Consider the following 15874-nt stretch of genomic DNA (forward strand, 5'->3'; position numbering starts at 1 on the left):
GGTCAGGCGACGCCGGCCAGTGGCCGGTGCGGCTCGATGACGGCACCGTCGGGCAGGAGCTCGCCGGTGTCATCGAACAGCACCACACCGTTGCAGAGCAGGCTCCATCCCTGCTCGGGGTGGGCTGCCATCGTACGGGCGGCTTCGCGGTCCAGCGCCTCGGCGGACGGACAGGACGGCTGGTGCGGGCACATCGGCGTGCCTCCGGATCTCTCTTGTCGGCTCGCTGGAATCGACATCGGACACCGGCGGGCACCGTCCCGATGGGACTCCGTTCCCACCTGTGACGGGGGACGAGCATCTGGATGGACTATATGGCCATGCGCGCCTCGGGCTGGGTGAGGCCCGCACATCAAGCAGATCAAATCCGTGGTCGGATCGCACCCTTGAACGTGCGATCTGACCGCACGCACAAGTGTGGGATCTGGCCGCACCCGGCGACATAGCCCGTTAGGACTGTTTGCAGCGCGGAAAGGGTGAGTCCTTCGGGGATTTTCGGGGGTGTGACCTATAACACAGCATGCCTCATGGACTGATAACAGGCCAAGTGCGACACGCCGCAGGGTCGGTAAATGATCGGTACGACTTTCCGGCATCGCTCCGGGGCCGTTCAGGCTCCGTCCAGGCCCGCCAGGAGCGCGTTCAGGCCGAGCTCGAAGTCGTCGTCGGCCGCCGGGCTGCCGCCGCCCCGCGACGGGGGCCGCCACGGCTCGTCGTCGTCGTCCGCCGGCTCGGCCCAGCCGGACTGCTGCACCTCCACCGCCACCGCCCCGAAGACGTAGGCCCGCATCGCGCGCACCGCACGCCCCGCGTCGGCCAGCCCCGCGTCGGCCAGCTGGTCGGTCTGCTCCCGCACGGCGATCGCCGCCCGCCCCTTGGGCGGCCTGGTGAGGGCCAGCGCCAGCACGCCGGGATGCTCCCGCAGCGCGGCCCGGCTCGCCCGGCACCACGCCCTCGCGCTGTCCTGCCAGCTCCCGCCGGGCTCGGCGTGCACGGTGGTGACGTGTTCGGCGAGGGCGTCCATGAGGGCGTCCTTGCCGCGCGGCAGATGGTGGTAGATGGCCATCGCCTCGACCTGGAGCGCGTCGCCCAGCCGCCGCATCGTCAGCCGCCGCAACCCCTGGCTGTCGGCGATGTGCAGGGCCGCTTCGATGATGCGCTCCCTGGAGAGCGGGATGGGGGGTCGCTTGGCAGGCATGGGGGCCATCCTGCCAGCCTGGGCCTTACTGCGTAAAGGCGGGCGCGCCGGGCGGGACGGCGCCTGAGTGCGTGAGGGGGGAGCCGACGGCGTAGGCTACGGCCTGTGATCTGCCGGGGAATGCCCGGCGACGGAGGAGAGAGGGCAGAAGATGGCGTTTTTCCGACCGAGTGTGAGCCGGGAGGCGGAGGTCCGTTACCACGCTGACCAGGAGGTCGGGAAGAGCTTCCCCGAGTTCCTGGAGAAGGCGCGTGCCGCCGAGGCCGAGCTGCGCCGGGTCCAGGCCACCTCGACCTCCGCCGAGGAGCGCCGGGCCGCGGGCCGGGCCTTCGACGTCGCCCTGACCGAGGCGCTGCGCGCGGCCGAGGCCCGCCAGCGGGCGACGTTCGGTGTGAAGTCCTACGACGACCGGATCCGCCGCCGCAAGGGCCGGGCCACCCCGCAGGGCGCCGAGTGGACCGCCGAGGTCGACCGCCTGCGCACCCTCCGCGAGCAGAACCGCCTGACCGGCATCGCCCGCGTCCCGCGTCCGGTCGCCCTCGCCGCACGCTGACACCCCCTTCCCGGGGCGACCGCCCTCCGACACCCACCGCGCAGCCCGCGGTGGGTGTTCTTTTTTCCGCCGGCCCAGGTCGCGCGGGCGAGGTCGGGTCCGGCCTCGCCGCCCGGGTGATGTGCGGGTGCGGCCTCCGGCCCATTATCTGGACACTGTGTCCGCTTGTCGCTACCATGACAAGCGGACACAGTGTCCATTTATGGATCGGAGAGTCATGGGCCACCTGCTGCACCTGGACGCCAGCGCCCGTCGAGCGTCCTTCTCCCGCGCCCTGTCGGGAACCTTCGCCCGGACGTGGCGCGAGGCCGACCCCGGCGGCGCGTACACCTACCGGGACCTGGCCGCCGACCCGGTCCCGCACGTCGGCGAGGCCTGGACCGAGCTCTGCTACGCCGTCCTTGCCCAGGGCATCACCGACATCGGCCGTTACCGGGAAGTGGTGCGGACCCCGGCCCAGGCGGACGCCTGGGCGATCGTGGAGCCCCTGCTGGCCGAGCTGGAGGCGGCCGACGTCGTGCTGATCGGCACGCCGATGTACAACTACTCGGTCCCGTCGGCTCTGAAGGCCTGGATCGACCAGGTGACCTTCCCCAAGATGAGCCTGAGGGGCCGGACGTTCGTCGTCGCCGGCGCGCGAGGGGGAGCCTACGGACCCGGCACGCCGCGGGAGTCCTTCGACCACGAGGAGCGCTTCCTGCGCGACTTCCTGCTGGGGCACTTCGGTGTCGACGACGTCATGTTCATCCACGCCGAGCTGACCAACTCGCTCATCGATCCCGCGCTGGCCGGTCTGCGGGACGAGCACGAGAGGTCCTACGAGGCCGCCCTGGAGACCGCCGCCGAGCTCGGCGGGAAGCTGGCCGGGCGATGAGCTGGGTCCTGCTGGCGCTGGCGGGGCTGGTGGAGATCGCCTGGTCGCAGAGCATCAAGCCGACCGAGGGGTTCACCCGGCCGGTCCCCACGGTGATCTGCTTCGCGCTGGCGGCCGTCGCGGTCTGGCTGCTGTCGAAGTCCATGCAGACCCTTCCCGTCGGCACGGCCTACGCCGTGTTCACGGGCATCGGCGCCGTCGGCGCCATCGGGCTGGGGATCGTGCTGCACGGCGATCCGGTGAGCGCCGGGCGCGTCGCGGCGCTGGCGCTGATCGTCGGCGGGATCGTGCTGGCTCGGGCGCTCGGCTGAGCGGCCCGCGGCGGGATCCGCGAAGGCGGCTGAAGAGTCCGGCCGCGGGACCCGCGGGGGCCGGACACGCGAAGGCGCTGCCGCGACGGGGTCACGACGGCGCCTCGCGCGTCAGGTCAGCTCGCCCAGTCGAGCAGCGGACGGGTGTTGCTGGGGTGGCGCAGCTTGGAGAGGGACTCCTTCTCGAGCTGGCGGATGCGCTCGCGCGTCAGGCCGAGGTGCTTGCCGATCTCGTCGAGGGTGTGGGGCTTGCCGTCGACGAGGCCGAAGCGCAGGGCCATGATCTTGGCCTCCCGGGGGGAGAGGTTGCCGAGCACGCCCCGGAGCTGCTCGCCGAGGAGCTGGCGGTCCACCACCTCGGACGCCTCGGGGGAGTCGACGTCCTCGATGAGGTCGCCGATGGTGGTCTCGCCGTCCTCGCCGATGGTGGCGTTGAGGCTGATCGGCTGGCGGCTGGTGCGCAGCAGCTCCTCGATCTGGTCGGGAGTCTTGTCCAGCTCGACGGCCAGCTCCTCCGGCGTGGGCTCGCGCCCGAGACGCTGGTGCATGTCGCGCTCGACGCGCGACAGCTTGGAGAGCATCTCCAGCACGTGGACCGGCAGCCGGATGGTGCGGGCGGAGTCGGCGAAGCCGCGCTGGATGGCCTGGCGGATCCACCACATGGCGTAGGTGGAGAACTTGTACCCCTTGGTGTAGTCGAACTTCTCCACCGCGCGGATCAGCCCGAGGTTGCCCTCCTGGACCACGTCGAGCAGGGCCATGCCGCGGTCGGTGTACTTCTTGGCCACCGACACGACCAGCCGGAGGTTGGCCTCCAGCATGTGGTCCTTGGCGCGGCGGCCGTCCTCGGCCACCCACTCCAGGTCGTCGCGCACGGCGGCCGACAGGCCCGGCTCGGCCTCCAGCTTGGACTCGGCGTACAGACCGGCCTCGATCCGCTTGGCCAGCTCGACCTCCTGGGCGGCGGTCAGCAGCGTGCGGCGGCCGATCGACTTGAGGTAGGTGTGCACCGAGTCGCCCATGACCGAGGACTGGTCGTCCAGGTCCAGGGTCGGCTCGGCCTCCAGCTCGGCCTCCTCGGGGGCGGTCCACTCCTCGTCGTCCGCCTCGGAGCCGGTGTCCTTGGCGGGCTCGGCCCGGGTGGCCGCCGCCTTCTTCTCGGGGGCGGCCGTCCTGCCCGGCTTGTCGGACGCGGCCTTCGTCTTGCGGGTGGTCGCCTTGCGGGCGGCGCTCTTGGCCGCGGGCTTCTTGGCCGCGAGCGGGGGCTCGTTCTCGGCGGCCAGGCTGACGCCCGCCTCGGTGAGCTCCCGCAGGATCGACCTGCCCTCGGTCGGGCTGATCCCTGCCTCGGCGAAGGCGTGACGCAGCTCCGCGAGTGAAAGGTGGCCCTGGACTCGCCCTCGGTCAAGGAGCTGTTCGAGGGTCGTCGGGGCCTCAGGTGAGGTCGCCACGGCGGTTTGGGGCATGAGGACACCTCCTCCATCACGGAGTCGTCTGTTTTACAGGTTGTGGGGTGGGGCGGCGAGGGAGCCGCTCTGCGCACCAGTACCAATAACCCCACTCAAGAACTTTCTGTTCCCGACTTGACGGGGAAAATATGATGGGTGGATCGCCGTTACCGCGATCCACCCTCTCCGGGCGCCTGGTATGGCTTATTCGACGATGTCCACAGAACCTTCGGCCACGGGCATGGGCAACGGTTGGGCGTCTTCCAGGCGCTGCTCGGTCCAGTAGCGCGTGACCTGCCGCGGGTCGGGGTTGATCTCCTTGGAGACCACGTATTCCTCCGCGGGCGCGGTCGCCCCCTGGGACGGATCCTTCTGCGCCGGGGTGCCTCCCTCGGGGCCCGCCGAGAGGTCCGGCGGGTTCTGGGAGGCCCGAGCGCCCCCGGAGACGGGCTGGTCGCCCTCCACCGAGGGCACGGGCTTGCCGATCCCGCCGGTCGCGGCGGCCGCCGCGACGGATATGCCGCCGGCGAGGACCACGCCGACGATGCCGGCGGAGACCCACGTCTTGCGGGTTACGTTCATCGGGCCCGTCCTTCCTGCTTCGGCTGTCTGTTTGACGTGCGAAGGTGTCCTTATGGTTCCCTTTGGAGACCATAACGGAGGGTCGCGAGGTCCGGCTTGCCATTGGGCAAAAGTGGTATTTCGGGCACAAGGACCAGTTCGGCGGGGGCGGCGTAGGCGGGCAGCCGTTCCTTGGCGAAGGCGCGGAGCTCGGCCAGGGTCGGGGGCGCGCCGGAGACCACGACGGCGACCACCCGCTCGCCCCATTCGGGGTCGGGGCGGCCGACCACGGCGGCGTCGGCGACCGCCGGATGCTCGGCCACGACGGCGGCCACGGCCGCCGCGACGACCTTCTCCCCGCCGGTGTTGATCACGTCGTCGGCCCGGCCCAGGACGCGCAGCCGCCCACCGGCCAGGGAGCCGAGGTCGGAGGTGAGGAACCAGTCGCCGTCACGGGCGGCGGCGGTGAGGTCGGGGCGGAGCCGGTAGCCGGAGAACAGCACCGGTCCGGTGACGCGGATCCGGCCGTCGTCGCCCACCCTGAGATCCACATCGTCGAGGGGGACGCCGTCGTAGACGCACCCGCCGCAGGTCTCGCTCATGCCGTACGTGGTGACCACCCGCGCGCCGGCGGCACGCGCCGCCGCGAGCAGGTCCGCGGGGGCGGCGGCGCCACCCAGCAGGATCGTCCGGAAAACCGACAGGTCCGCCGAGAGCAGCCGGCGGAGCTGGGTCGGCACCAGGGAGACGTGATCGGCACCGCTGGCGAGCACCGCCTCGGGGGAGAAGCCGTCGTGCACGATCGGCTCGGTCTCGCTCAGCAGCGAACGGACCAGCACCTGCAGCCCCGACACGTGGGAGGGCGGCAGGCAGCAGAGCCAGCGCTCGCCGGGCCGGGCGTCCAGGCGGCGCAGCGAGGCCGCGGCGGAGGCGCGCAGGGCCGCGGCCGGGAGCTGCACCCCCTTGGGGACGCCGGTCGTGCCGCTGGTGGCGATGACCACGGCGACCTCGGGGGAGACCCCCACGCCGTGCTCGTGCCGTACGCCGTTGACGTGGGTGGGGCGCAGCGCGTCGAGCGTGGCCCGCAGCGCCCGGGTGGGCAGGGCGGGGGACAGGGGCAGCACGGCGGGGCCCCGGCCGTCGAGCGCCGCGCCGACAGCCCGGAACAGTTCGGGGCCCGGCGGCAGCACGACGGCGTGCAGCTCCCGTCGAGGGCAAGGTTGCTCCGGGTGCGCGGAACCGGTCATCACAGTCGTAAGGTTAGTGCCGACAAGCCGGACAACAGCCGAGGAGCGCCTCGGCGCAGCGGAAACAGAACCGTCCCTCCGGGGGCGACGGCCAGAGGAGGCAGTGCGGTGAACCCCGCCACCGCGCTCGCGACGGTGCTGATCGACGAGCTCGTGCGCTGCGGCCTTACGGACGTGGTCCTCGCGCCCGGCTCCCGCTCGGCCCCGCTGGCCCTGGCCGTCCACGCCGACAGCCGGATCCGGCTGCACGTGCGCGTCGACGAGCGTTCGGCCTCCTTCCTCGCGCTGGGCCTGGCCCGGCGCAGCGAGCGCCCCGTCGCCCTGATCTGCACCTCCGGCACCGCGGCCGCGAACTTCCACCCGGCGGTCATCGAGGCGCACGAGTCGGGGGTGCCGCTGCTGCTGCTCACCGCCGACCGGCCGCCCGAGCTGCGCGACACCGGGGCCAGCCAGACCATCGACCAGATCAAGCTGTACGGCACGGCGGTCCGCTGGTTCAGCGAGGTCGGCGTGCCCGAGGACCGCCCCGGCCAGGTCGCCTACTGGCGGTCGCTGGCCTGCCGCGCCTACCAGCGCTCGCTGGGCCCCACCGACCCCGGCCCGGTCCAGTTGAACCTGTCCTTCCGCGAGCCGCTGATCCCCGACGGCGACGCCTCCTGGTGCGAGTCCCTGGAGGGTGACGCCAACGGGCCCTGGATCCGGGCCCGGGTGGCGCCCCCGGCGGTGGCGCTGCACCTGCCGCCGACCCGGCGGGGCGTGCTGGTCGTCGGCGACGGCGCCTCCAACATCCGCAGATACGTCGCGGCGGCGGGCATGGCCGGCTGGCCGGTCCTGTCGGAGCCGAACGGCGGCGCCCGCTACGGCGACCACGCCATGTCGGCCTACCACTTCCTGCTCGGCACCCCCGAGTTCGCCGACCGGCACCGGCCCGAGGTGGTGGTCACCCTGGGCCGTCCCGGCCTGTCCCGGTCGCTGCTGAACTGGCTGAGGCACGCCGACGAGCACATCGTGGTCGCCCCCGACCTGACCCGCTGGCCCGACCCGACCCGCTCGGCCACCCAGGTGGCGCAGGCGGTGGAGATCCCGGTCGCGGCCGGCGACGACGCCTGGCTGCACTCCTGGCGCCGCGCCGACCACGCGGCCAGGGCCGCGATCGACGAGGTGCTGGACGGGGCCGGGCTCAGCGAGCCGCGTCTGGCCCGCGATCTGGCGGACACGCTGCCCAACGGGTCGCTGCTGTTCTCCGGCTCCTCCATGCCCATCCGCGACCTGGACCAGGCGATGCGTCCCCGCAGGGGCCTGCGGGTCCTGGCCAACCGGGGCGCCGCCGGGATCGACGGCGTGGTCTCCACCGCCATGGGCGCGGCCCTGGCGCACAACGGCCCCGCCTACGCGCTGATGGGCGATCTGACCTTCCTGCACGACCAGAACGGGCTGATCCTCGGCCCCCGCGAGCCCCGTCCCGACCTGTGCCTGGTCGTGGTGAACAACGACGGGGGCGGGATCTTCTCGCTGCTGCCCCAGGCCGCGCTGCGCGACCCGTTCGAGCGGGTCTTCGGCACCGCGCACGGGGTGGACCTGGCCCACGTGGCCGCCGCCACCGGCACTCCGTACACCTTCGTCGGCGAGCCCGACCAGCTCGCCAAGGCGCTGCGCGGGGAGGGGCCGCGGATCGTCGAGGTCCGCAGCGACCGGGAGTCCAACGCGGTCCTGCACGCCATGATGCGCGACGCGGCCCACGCCGCGATCCGCCAGGCCATGTGAGGCCGCGGCGGGGCGGGGCGGTCCGGACGGAGAACACGGCCGTCACCAGGCCATGTGAGGCCGCGGCGGGGTGGCCCGGGCGGAGAACGCGGCCGCCGGCCCCGGGGGCCCGGAGCCGGTGAACCGCTCCCTCCGGGGCGCTCCGCCGTCCCGGAGGGAGCGGTCCGGCTGACCCAATAAGGTGTCCGTCATGCATGTCGACGAATGGCTCCAGGCGATTCCCCCGCTGTGGATCTGCGCCTTGGTCGGACTGGTGATCGGGCTGGAGAGCCTCGGCATTCCGCTGCCCGGGGAGATCGTCCTGGTCAGTTCCGCGCTGCTGGCGGCGCAGGGCGTGGTCAACCCGCTCTGGGTGGGGATCTGCGCCAGCGTCGGGGCCATCGTCGGCGACTCCGTCGGCTACGCCATCGGCCGCAAGGGCGGCAAACCCATGTTCGACCGGCTGGGCCGCAGGTTCCCCAAGCACTTCGGCCCGTCCCACATCGCCAAGGCCGAGCGCTACTTCGAGCGCTACGGCATGTGGACGGTGTTCTTCGGCCGGTTCGTCGCGCTGCTGCGCATCCTGGCAGGTCCGCTGGCCGGGGCCCTGCGCATGCCGTACTGGAGGTTTCTGACCGCCAACGTGCTCGGCGGGATCGCCTGGGCGGGCGGGACCACCGCGGTCGTCTACTACCTGGGCAGGGTCGCGGAGAAGTGGCTCAAGGGCTTCTCCTGGGCGGGGCTGGCGCTCGCTGTGCTCTTCGGCGTCGCGACCACGCTGCTCGTCAAGCGCCGGGCGGCCAGGATGGCCGCCCAGGAGACCGAGGAGCCCGCGGGCGCGGCCTGACTACCAGACCTGGGGATGTGGGGCCCGCGGTGATGCGGTCACGGTGAGGGGAGTACGACTCACCGTGAAGGGAAGCGCCATGCGCACTGACGACACTTCGATCGCCTACGAACCGGTGGCCTCCTACAACACCTACCTGGAGGCTCAGAGAGCCGTCGACTATCTTTCCGACCAGAAGTTCCCGGTCGAGCACGCCAAGATCGTGGGAACGGACCTCAGGCTCGTCGAAAAGGTGCTCGGGCGGCTGACCTACCTGCGCGCCGCCGGCATGGGAGCGGCGACGGGTGCCTGGATCGGCCTGCTGATCGGCCTGTTCCTGGCGATCTTCACCCCTGGACGGTTCCCCTTCCTCCTGGTGCTGTGGGCGCTGGTGTGGGGCGCGATCGCGGGAGCGATCTTCGGGCTGATCGGCCACGCGCTGACCGGCGGCAAACGGGATTTCCTGTCCTCCAGCGCGATCGTCGCCAACCGGTACCAGGTGCTGGTCACGACCGACCGCGCGGCGGAGGCGCGCAGGCTCCTGGAGGTCGGCACCCCGCAGGCCGCGCAGGCCCCTCAGACTCCGCAGACCCCCCAGACCCCGCACACCCCGCAGTTCTAGCGGACGGTCCGCGCCGACCGCGCGGCTCTCTCGCACTTCCGCGGCTCCAGCCGGACGGGTTCCGTGAGGGGAGAGGGCCTCCGGGCGGCACAGCGCACACTGGAGGTCAGAAATGGCTAGAGCTGTCGGGATCGACCTCGGCACCACCAACTCGGTGATCGCCACGATGGAGGGCAACCAGCCCACGGTGATCCCCAACGCCGAGGGGTCCCGGACGACGCCGTCGGTCGTGGCCTTCACCGAGCAGGGCGAGCGCCTGGTCGGGCAGCTGGCCCGGCGTCAGGCCATCCTCAACCCCAAGGGGACGATCTACTCCGCCAAGCGGTTCATCGGGCGCCGTTTCGACGAGGTCACCAGCGAGATGAACGCCGTGTCGTTCGACGTGGTGCCCGGCCCGGACGGGGCCGTGCGCTTCGACGTCCACGGCAAGCTGTACGCGCCGGAGGAGATCGCCGCCCAGGTCCTGCGCAAGCTGGTCGACGACGCCTCGAAGTTCCTCGGGGAGAAGGTCACCGAGGCGGTCATCACGGTGCCCGCCTACTTCAACGACTCCCAGCGCCAGGCGACCAAGGACGCCGGGAAGATCGCCGGCCTGGAGGTGCTGCGGATCATCAACGAGCCGACCGCGGCCGCCCTCGCCTACGGTCTGGACCGCAAGGAGAACGAGACCGTCCTCGTCTTCGACCTGGGCGGCGGAACGTTCGACGTCAGCATCCTCACCATCGGCGACGGCGTCGTCGAGGTACGGTCGACCTCGGGCGACACCCACCTGGGCGGCGACGACTTCGACCGGCGCGTCGTCGACTACCTCGCCGACGAGTTCCAGCGGGACAACGGCATCGACCTGCGCAACGACCCCCAGGCGCTGCAGCGGCTGTTCGAGGCGGCGGAGAAGGCCAAGGTCGAGCTGTCCTCGGTCACCCAGACGCAGATCAGCCTGCCCTTCATCACGGCGGACGCCTCAGGCCCCAAGCACCTGAACACCACGCTGCGGCGGGCGACGTTCGAGGAGATCACGGCCGACCTCCTGGAGCGCTGCAAGGGCCCGGTCGAGCAGGCGATAGCCGACGCCAAGCTCTCCTCCAACGACATCGACGAGGTGATCCTGGTGGGCGGCTCGACCAGGATGCCCGCCGTGCAGAACCTGGTGCGCCGCATGACCGGCGGCAAGGACCCGAACATGACGGTCAACCCCGACGAGGTCGTGGCGCTGGGCGCCGCGGTCCAGGCGGCCGTCATCAAGGGTGAGCTGCAGGACGTCGTCCTGCTCGACGTGACGCCGCTCTCGCTCGGCATCGAGACGCTCGGCGGGATCATGACCAAGGTCATCGAGCGCAACACGACGATCCCGGCCCGCCGTACCGAGGTGTTCAGCACGGCCGAGGACAACCAGAGCGCCGTCGACGTCGTGGTGCTCCAGGGGGAGCGCGAACGCGCCGCCGACAACCGGGCCCTGGGCCGGTTCCGGCTGGAGAACATCAGATCCGCGCCGCGCGGCGAACCCCAGGTGGAGGTGACCTTCGACGTCGACGCGAACGGGATCGTGAACGTCTCGGCCAAGGACAAGGACACCAACGCCGAGCAGCGCATCACCATCAGCGAGAGCTCCAACCTCGACCAGGGCGAGGTCGAGCGCATGGTCTCCGACGCCGAGCAGCACCGTGAGGAGGACGCGCGGCTACGGCAGGCGGTCGACGCGCGCAACGAGCTCGACAGCGCCGCCTACCAGGTGGAACGGCGGCTGAACGAGCTGGGCGCCGCGGTGGCCGTCCATGAGAAGGCGCGGGCCGAGATGCTCGTCAACGACGCCCGTGACGCGGTCAAGCAGCAGGACACCCCGGTCGACCGGCTCCGGTCCCTGACCTCCGAGCTGCAGCAGGTCTACCAGAGCCTCGCCGTCGCCGCCGCGGGCCAGCCCGCTGGGGCGGGTCCGGGAGCCCAGGGCGCCCAGGGAGCTCGGGGCGGCGGAGGGGACGACGACGTCATCGACGCGGAGTTCACGACCGATGAGTGAGGCGTCCGAGCGGGAAGAGGCCGTCCGGGAGAGCGCCGAGAGCGCCGAGAGCGCGGCCCCGGACGTCGCCGAGCTCCAGCGGCGGATCACCGAGCTGGAGGATCGGTGGCGGCGCGCCCTGGCCGACCTCGACAACCTGCGCAAGCGGGTCAGCCGGGACGCCGAACGGGTGCGGGCGGAGGAGCGCGCGCGGGCCGCCGCCGAATGGCTGCCCGTGCTGGACAACCTGGAACGCGCGCTGGAGCACGCCGAAAGCGATCCGGCCTCCATCGTCGAAGGGCTGCGAGCGATCCGGGACCAGGCCCAGGACGTGCTCGCCCGTCTGGGCTTCCCACGCCGTGACGACGCCGGCACGGTCTTCGACCCGGCCAGGCACGAGGCGGTGGCCACACTCGCCCAGGAGGGCGTCCCCGACGGGACGGTCCTGCACGTGGTACGGCCCGCCTACGGAGACGGCGACCGGCAACTGCGGCCCGCGCTGGTCGTGGTGGCCAGGGAGGGATGATGGCCACCACGACCCGCGACTTCTACGACAGTCTTGGAGTGTCGAGGGACGCCGGCCAGGATGAGATCCAGAGCGCCTACCGCAAGCTCGCGCGGACCTACCATCCCGATGTCAACAAGGACCCGGGCGCCGAGGACCGTTTCAAGGAGATCTCGGAGGCCTACAGCGTCCTGTCCGACCCCGCGACGCGCCGCCGCTACGACGCGTTCGGGCCCGACTTCCGGCAGGTGCCCGAAGACGTGGACCCGGACACCTGGGCCCGCGCCAGAGCCGGTCGAGGCGCGCGGGGCGGGCGGCCCGGGGCCGGAGCCGGGGCCGGGGCCGGTCCGGGCGGGCCGGCGGGTTTCGGGGAGGGCGTCGGCTTCGAGGATCTCCTGGAGGGCCTGTTCTCCGGCAGGGGCGGCGGCCGGGCGGGCCGGGGCTGGGGACCGATCCCCGGCGCCGACCAGGAGGCCGAGATCGAGCTCACCGTGGAGGACGCCTACCGGGGCGGCCGCCGCTCGATCACCGTGGGCGGCCGCCGGATCGACGTCAACATCCCGGCGGGCGTGACCGACGGGCAGCGCATCCGGCTGGCGGGGCAGGGCGGCCGGGGCAGTGACGGAGCCGCCGCCGGAGATCTCTACCTGATCGTCAGGATCGCGCCGCACCCCCGCTACCGGGTCGAGGGGCGCGACATCCGCGTCCAGCTCCCGGTCACCCCGTGGGAGGCGGCGCTGGGCGCTTCCGTCGCCGTCGACACCCCGGCCGGCGAGGCCAAGGTCAAGGTGCCCGCCGGGAGCTCCAGCGGCCGGAGGCTGCGGCTGCGGGGCAGGGGGATGCCGAACCCGCGGGGCACGCCGGGAGACCTGTTCGCCGAGGTTCGGATCATGGTGCCGGCCACGCTGCCGGACGCGGAGCGGCAGCTGTTCGAGCAGCTCGCGGCGGTCTCGACGTTCGACCCGAGGAGGCGGTGATGACCTGCCCGCACGCGAGGTCCCGGCGTTCCGCGAGGCGGCGATGACCTGCCGCCCGCCTGTGAGGTCCCTGCGACCCCTCCCGAGGAGGCGGCGATGATCTACGCCCTCGTCCGACCCCCGCGGCTGGATCTGGAGGCGTTCGCCCGGGCCGCCGGGACGCATCCGGATCTGGTGCGCCGTCTCGTGGCTCTCGGCGTGCTCGACGCGCAGCGCGACGCGGCCGGGGCCCTGTGGTTCCCGCCGGCCCAGCTGTACGCCATGGCCCGGATCCAGCGCCTGCGTGCCGGGTTCGCCCTCAACTACGCCGCACTGGGCCTGGTGGTGGACCTGCTCGACCGCATCGCGGAGCTGGAGGCGGCCCAGCGCGACCGCTCCCGCACCACAGGCACCCCAGGAGGACCGCAGTGGACGTGAACCAGTTGACACAGAAGTCGCAGGAGGCGCTGCACGACGCCCAGACCAAGGCGCTGCGCTTCGGGCACACCGAGATCGACGGGGAGCACCTGCTGCTGGCGCTGCTGGACCAGCCGGACGGCCTGATTCCCCGCCTGCTCGTCAAGACCGACGTCGACCTGGACCGGCTCGTCGCCGACCTGGAGGCCGAGCTGCGCCGCCGGCCCAAGGTCAGCGGCCCCGGGGTCGACCCCGGTCAGGTCAGGGTGACCCAGCGCCTGTCCCGCCTGCTGGAGACGGCCAAGAGGGAGGCCGACCGGCTCAGGGACGACTACGTCTCGGTCGAGCACCTGCTCGTCGCCCTGCTGGAGGAGGGCAGCGAGACCTCGGCCGGACGGCTGCTCCGCCGGCAGAACCTGACCAGGGACGCCTTCCTCCAGGCGCTCACCGAGATCCGCGGCAACCAGCGGGTCACCTCGGCGATGCCCGAGGTCGCCTACGAGGCGCTGGCGAAGTACGGCCGCGACCTGGTGGCCGACGCCGCCGCGGGCAAGCTCGACCCGGTCATCGGGCGCGACAGCGAGATCCGCCGCGTCATCCAGATCCTGTCCCGCAAGTCCAAGAACAACCCGGTCCTGGTCGGCGACCCCGGAGTCGGCAAGACCGCCATCGTGGAGGGCCTCGCCCAGCGCATCGACAACGGCGACGTGCCCGACGGCCTCAAGGACAAGACGGTCTTCAGCCTCGACATGGGCGCCCTGGTGGCCGGCGCGAAGTACCGGGGCGAGTTCGAGGAGCGCCTCAAGGCGGTGCTGACCGAGGTCGTGGCCGCCGAGGGGCGGATCCTGCTCTTCGTCGACGAGCTGCACACGGTCGTGGGCGCGGGCGCGGCCGAGGGCGCCATGGACGCGGGCAACATGCTCAAGCCCATGCTGGCCCGCGGCGAGCTGCACATGATCGGGGCCACGACCCTGGACGAGTACCGCAGGCATATCGAGAAGGACGCCGCCCTGGAGCGCCGCTTCCAGCCCGTGATGGTCGACGAGCCCTCGGTCGAGGACGCCATCTCGATCCTGCGCGGTCTGCGTGAGCGGCTGGAGGTCTTCCACGGGGTGACGATCCAGGACGGCGCCCTGGTGGCCGCCGTCGTGCTGAGCCACCGCTACATCTCCGACCGCTTCCTGCCGGACAAGGCCATCGACCTGGTGGATGAGGCCTGCGCGATGCTCCGCACCGAGATCGACTCGATGCCCGCCGAGCTCGACGAGCTCACCCGCAGGGTGATGCGGCTGGAGATCGAGGAGGCCGCGCTGGCCAAGGAGGAGGACCAGGCGAGCAGGGCCCGCCTGGAGGAGCTGCGCAAGGAGCTCGCCGACCTGCGCGCCGAGGCCGACGCCATGCGGGCGCGGTGGGAGGCCGAGCGGCAGGTGCTGCGCAGCGTCCAGAGCCTGCGCGAGGAGATAGAGCACGTGCGCACCGAGGCCGAGCGCGCCGAGCGCGACTACGACCTCAACCGTGCCGCCGAGCTGCGGCACGGCAAGCTGCCCGAGCTCGAACGGCGCCTGCAGTCCGAGGAGGAGCGCCTGCGCGACAAGCAGGGCGCCGGGCGGCTGCTGCGTGAGGTCGTGACCGATGACGAGATCGCGATGATCGTCTCCAGGTGGACGGGCATCCCGGTGAGCCGCCTGCAGGAGGGGGAGCGGGAGAAGCTCCTGCACCTGGACGAGATCCTGCACGAGCGGGTGATCGGCCAGGACGAGGCGGTGCGGCTGGTGGCCGACGCCGTCATCAGGGCCCGCTCCGGCATCAAGGACCCGCGCCGTCCGATCGGGTCGTTCATCTTCCTGGGGCCGACGGGTGTGGGAAAGACCGAGCTGGCCAAGGCGCTCGCGGCGGCGTTGTTCGACACCGAGGACAACATGATCCGCATCGACATGAGCGAGTACCAGGAGCGTCACACGGTCAGCCGTCTGGTCGGCGCCCCTCCCGGCTACGTCGGATACGACGAGGGCGGCCAGCTCACCGAGGCGGTACGGCGCAAGCCGTACTCCGTGGTGCTCTTCGACGAGGTGGAGAAGGCCCATCCCGACGTCTTCAACACGCTGCTGCAGGTCCTGGACGACGGGCGGCTCACCGACGCGCAGGGCAGGACCGTCGACTTCCGCAACACCGTGCTGATCATGACCTCCAACATCGGCTCGATCTACCTGCTCGAAGGCGTCACGCCGAGCGGGGAGATCAAGCACGACGTGCAGGAGCAGGTCATGGCGGAGCTGCGCTCGCACTTCCGCCCCGAGTTCCTCAACCGCGTCGACGACATCGTGATCTTCAAGCCGCTCACGCCGCAGGAGATCGAGCACATCGTCGAGCTGATGTTCGGTGAGCTGCGGGCGCGGCTCGACGAGCGGGGGATAGGGCTGGAGGTCTCCGAAGACGCGCGCAGGTACATCGCCGAGCGGGGATACGACCCGGTGTACGGCGCGCGCCCGCTGCGCCGGTTCATCGCCAGGGAGGTCGAGACCCGCATCGGCCGTGCGCTGCTCACCGGTGACGTGCACGACGGAGCCGTGGTCCGGGTCGGACTGGCCGAGGGCGAGCTCGTCGTCACCTACGAGTGAGG

Annotated in this window: 16 protein-coding genes; 11 read left to right on the forward strand and 5 right to left on the reverse strand. The window is 71.9% G+C overall.

Features of this window, described 5'->3' with window-relative positions; all coding sequences use genetic code 11:
- Positions 1 to 2 precede the first annotated feature (2 nt).
- Together BM085_RS34400 and BM085_RS34405 are read right to left on the reverse strand one after the other, a co-directional pair.
- The gene (locus BM085_RS34400; RefSeq protein WP_031164576.1) at positions 3 to 194 is read right to left on the reverse strand and encodes a DUF5999 family protein; all 192 of its coding nucleotides are present in this window, start codon (positions 192 to 194) and stop codon (positions 3 to 5) included.
- A 416-nt stretch (positions 195 to 610) separates the two neighbouring features.
- On the reverse strand, positions 611 to 1198 hold the full coding sequence (locus BM085_RS34405) for a TetR/AcrR family transcriptional regulator C-terminal domain-containing protein (RefSeq protein ID WP_093890971.1): 588 nt from the start codon (positions 1196 to 1198) through the stop codon (positions 611 to 613).
- Between the two features lie 151 nt (positions 1199 to 1349).
- Here BM085_RS34405 and BM085_RS34410 point away from each other — a divergent pair, with 151 nt between their 5' ends.
- The 3 genes from BM085_RS34410 to BM085_RS34420 all read left to right on the forward strand — a co-directional run bounded on the left by BM085_RS34410 (position 1350) and on the right by BM085_RS34420 (position 2936).
- Positions 1350 to 1751, forward strand: coding sequence for a hypothetical protein (locus BM085_RS34410; protein ID WP_093890972.1), 402 nt, complete (start codon positions 1350 to 1352; stop codon positions 1749 to 1751).
- 202 nt (positions 1752 to 1953) lie between these two features.
- Positions 1954 to 2625, forward strand: a complete 672-nt coding sequence (locus tag BM085_RS34415) for an FMN-dependent NADH-azoreductase (protein ID WP_245789868.1) — start codon at positions 1954 to 1956, stop codon at positions 2623 to 2625.
- Positions 2622 to 2936, forward strand: coding sequence for a DMT family transporter (locus tag BM085_RS34420; protein WP_093890974.1), 315 nt, complete (start codon positions 2622 to 2624; stop codon positions 2934 to 2936). The genes BM085_RS34415 and BM085_RS34420 overlap by 4 nt, the downstream gene beginning before the upstream one ends.
- 116 nt (positions 2937 to 3052) lie before the next feature.
- On the opposite strand, the gene BM085_RS34425 is transcribed toward BM085_RS34420, so the two are convergent.
- The 3 genes from BM085_RS34425 to BM085_RS34435 form a co-directional block, all read right to left on the reverse strand.
- Positions 3053 to 4402: an RNA polymerase sigma factor gene (locus BM085_RS34425; RefSeq protein WP_093890975.1), complete on the reverse strand. Its 1350-nt coding sequence runs from the start codon at positions 4400 to 4402 to the stop codon at positions 3053 to 3055.
- Positions 4403 to 4588: 186 nt separating this feature from the next.
- Positions 4589 to 4966, reverse strand: coding sequence for a hypothetical protein (locus tag BM085_RS34430; RefSeq protein ID WP_093890976.1), 378 nt, complete (start codon positions 4964 to 4966; stop codon positions 4589 to 4591).
- 50 nt (positions 4967 to 5016) lie between these two features.
- On the reverse strand, positions 5017 to 6192 hold the full coding sequence (locus BM085_RS34435) for an AMP-binding protein (RefSeq protein ID WP_177245423.1): 1176 nt from the start codon (positions 6190 to 6192) through the stop codon (positions 5017 to 5019).
- A 108-nt stretch (positions 6193 to 6300) separates the two neighbouring features.
- Here BM085_RS34435 and menD point away from each other — a divergent pair, with 108 nt between their 5' ends.
- From menD to clpB, 8 genes are all read left to right on the forward strand, one after another.
- Positions 6301 to 7956, forward strand: a complete 1656-nt coding sequence (menD, locus tag BM085_RS34440) for a 2-succinyl-5-enolpyruvyl-6-hydroxy-3-cyclohexene-1-carboxylic-acid synthase (RefSeq protein WP_093890977.1) — start codon at positions 6301 to 6303, stop codon at positions 7954 to 7956.
- A 190-nt stretch (positions 7957 to 8146) separates the two neighbouring features.
- Positions 8147 to 8782 carry a DedA family protein gene (locus tag BM085_RS34445; RefSeq protein WP_093890978.1) on the forward strand — a complete coding sequence of 212 codons (636 nt, stop codon included), beginning with the start codon at positions 8147 to 8149 and terminating at the stop codon, positions 8780 to 8782.
- Positions 8783 to 8861: 79 nt separating this feature from the next.
- Complete coding sequence (locus tag BM085_RS34450; RefSeq protein WP_093890979.1) at positions 8862 to 9383, forward strand: YflT domain-containing protein; 522 nt, start codon at positions 8862 to 8864, stop codon at positions 9381 to 9383.
- A 112-nt stretch (positions 9384 to 9495) separates the two neighbouring features.
- A complete protein-coding gene (gene dnaK / locus BM085_RS34455) occupies positions 9496 to 11397 on the forward strand; it encodes a molecular chaperone DnaK (protein ID WP_093890980.1) in 1902 nt (633 codons plus the stop codon).
- Positions 11390 to 11902, forward strand: a complete 513-nt coding sequence (locus tag BM085_RS34460; protein WP_093890981.1) for a nucleotide exchange factor GrpE — start codon at positions 11390 to 11392, stop codon at positions 11900 to 11902. Before dnaK ends, BM085_RS34460 begins: the two co-directional genes overlap by 8 nt.
- Entirely contained in the window at positions 11902 to 12858 is a 957-nt protein-coding gene (locus BM085_RS34465; RefSeq protein ID WP_093890982.1) for a DnaJ C-terminal domain-containing protein, read from the forward strand. The genes BM085_RS34460 and BM085_RS34465 overlap by 1 nt, the downstream gene beginning before the upstream one ends.
- Positions 12859 to 12954: 96 nt before the next feature.
- Positions 12955 to 13275, forward strand: a complete 321-nt coding sequence (locus tag BM085_RS34470; RefSeq protein ID WP_093890983.1) for a chaperone modulator CbpM — start codon at positions 12955 to 12957, stop codon at positions 13273 to 13275.
- Entirely contained in the window at positions 13266 to 15872 is a 2607-nt protein-coding gene (clpB, locus tag BM085_RS34475; RefSeq protein ID WP_093890984.1) for an ATP-dependent chaperone ClpB, read from the forward strand. Before BM085_RS34470 ends, clpB begins: the two co-directional genes overlap by 10 nt.
- Positions 15873 to 15874 lie beyond the last annotated feature (2 nt).

It is taken from the genome of Streptosporangium canum, assembly GCF_900113865.1.
GTDB lineage: Bacteria > Actinomycetota > Actinomycetes > Streptosporangiales > Streptosporangiaceae > Streptosporangium > Streptosporangium canum.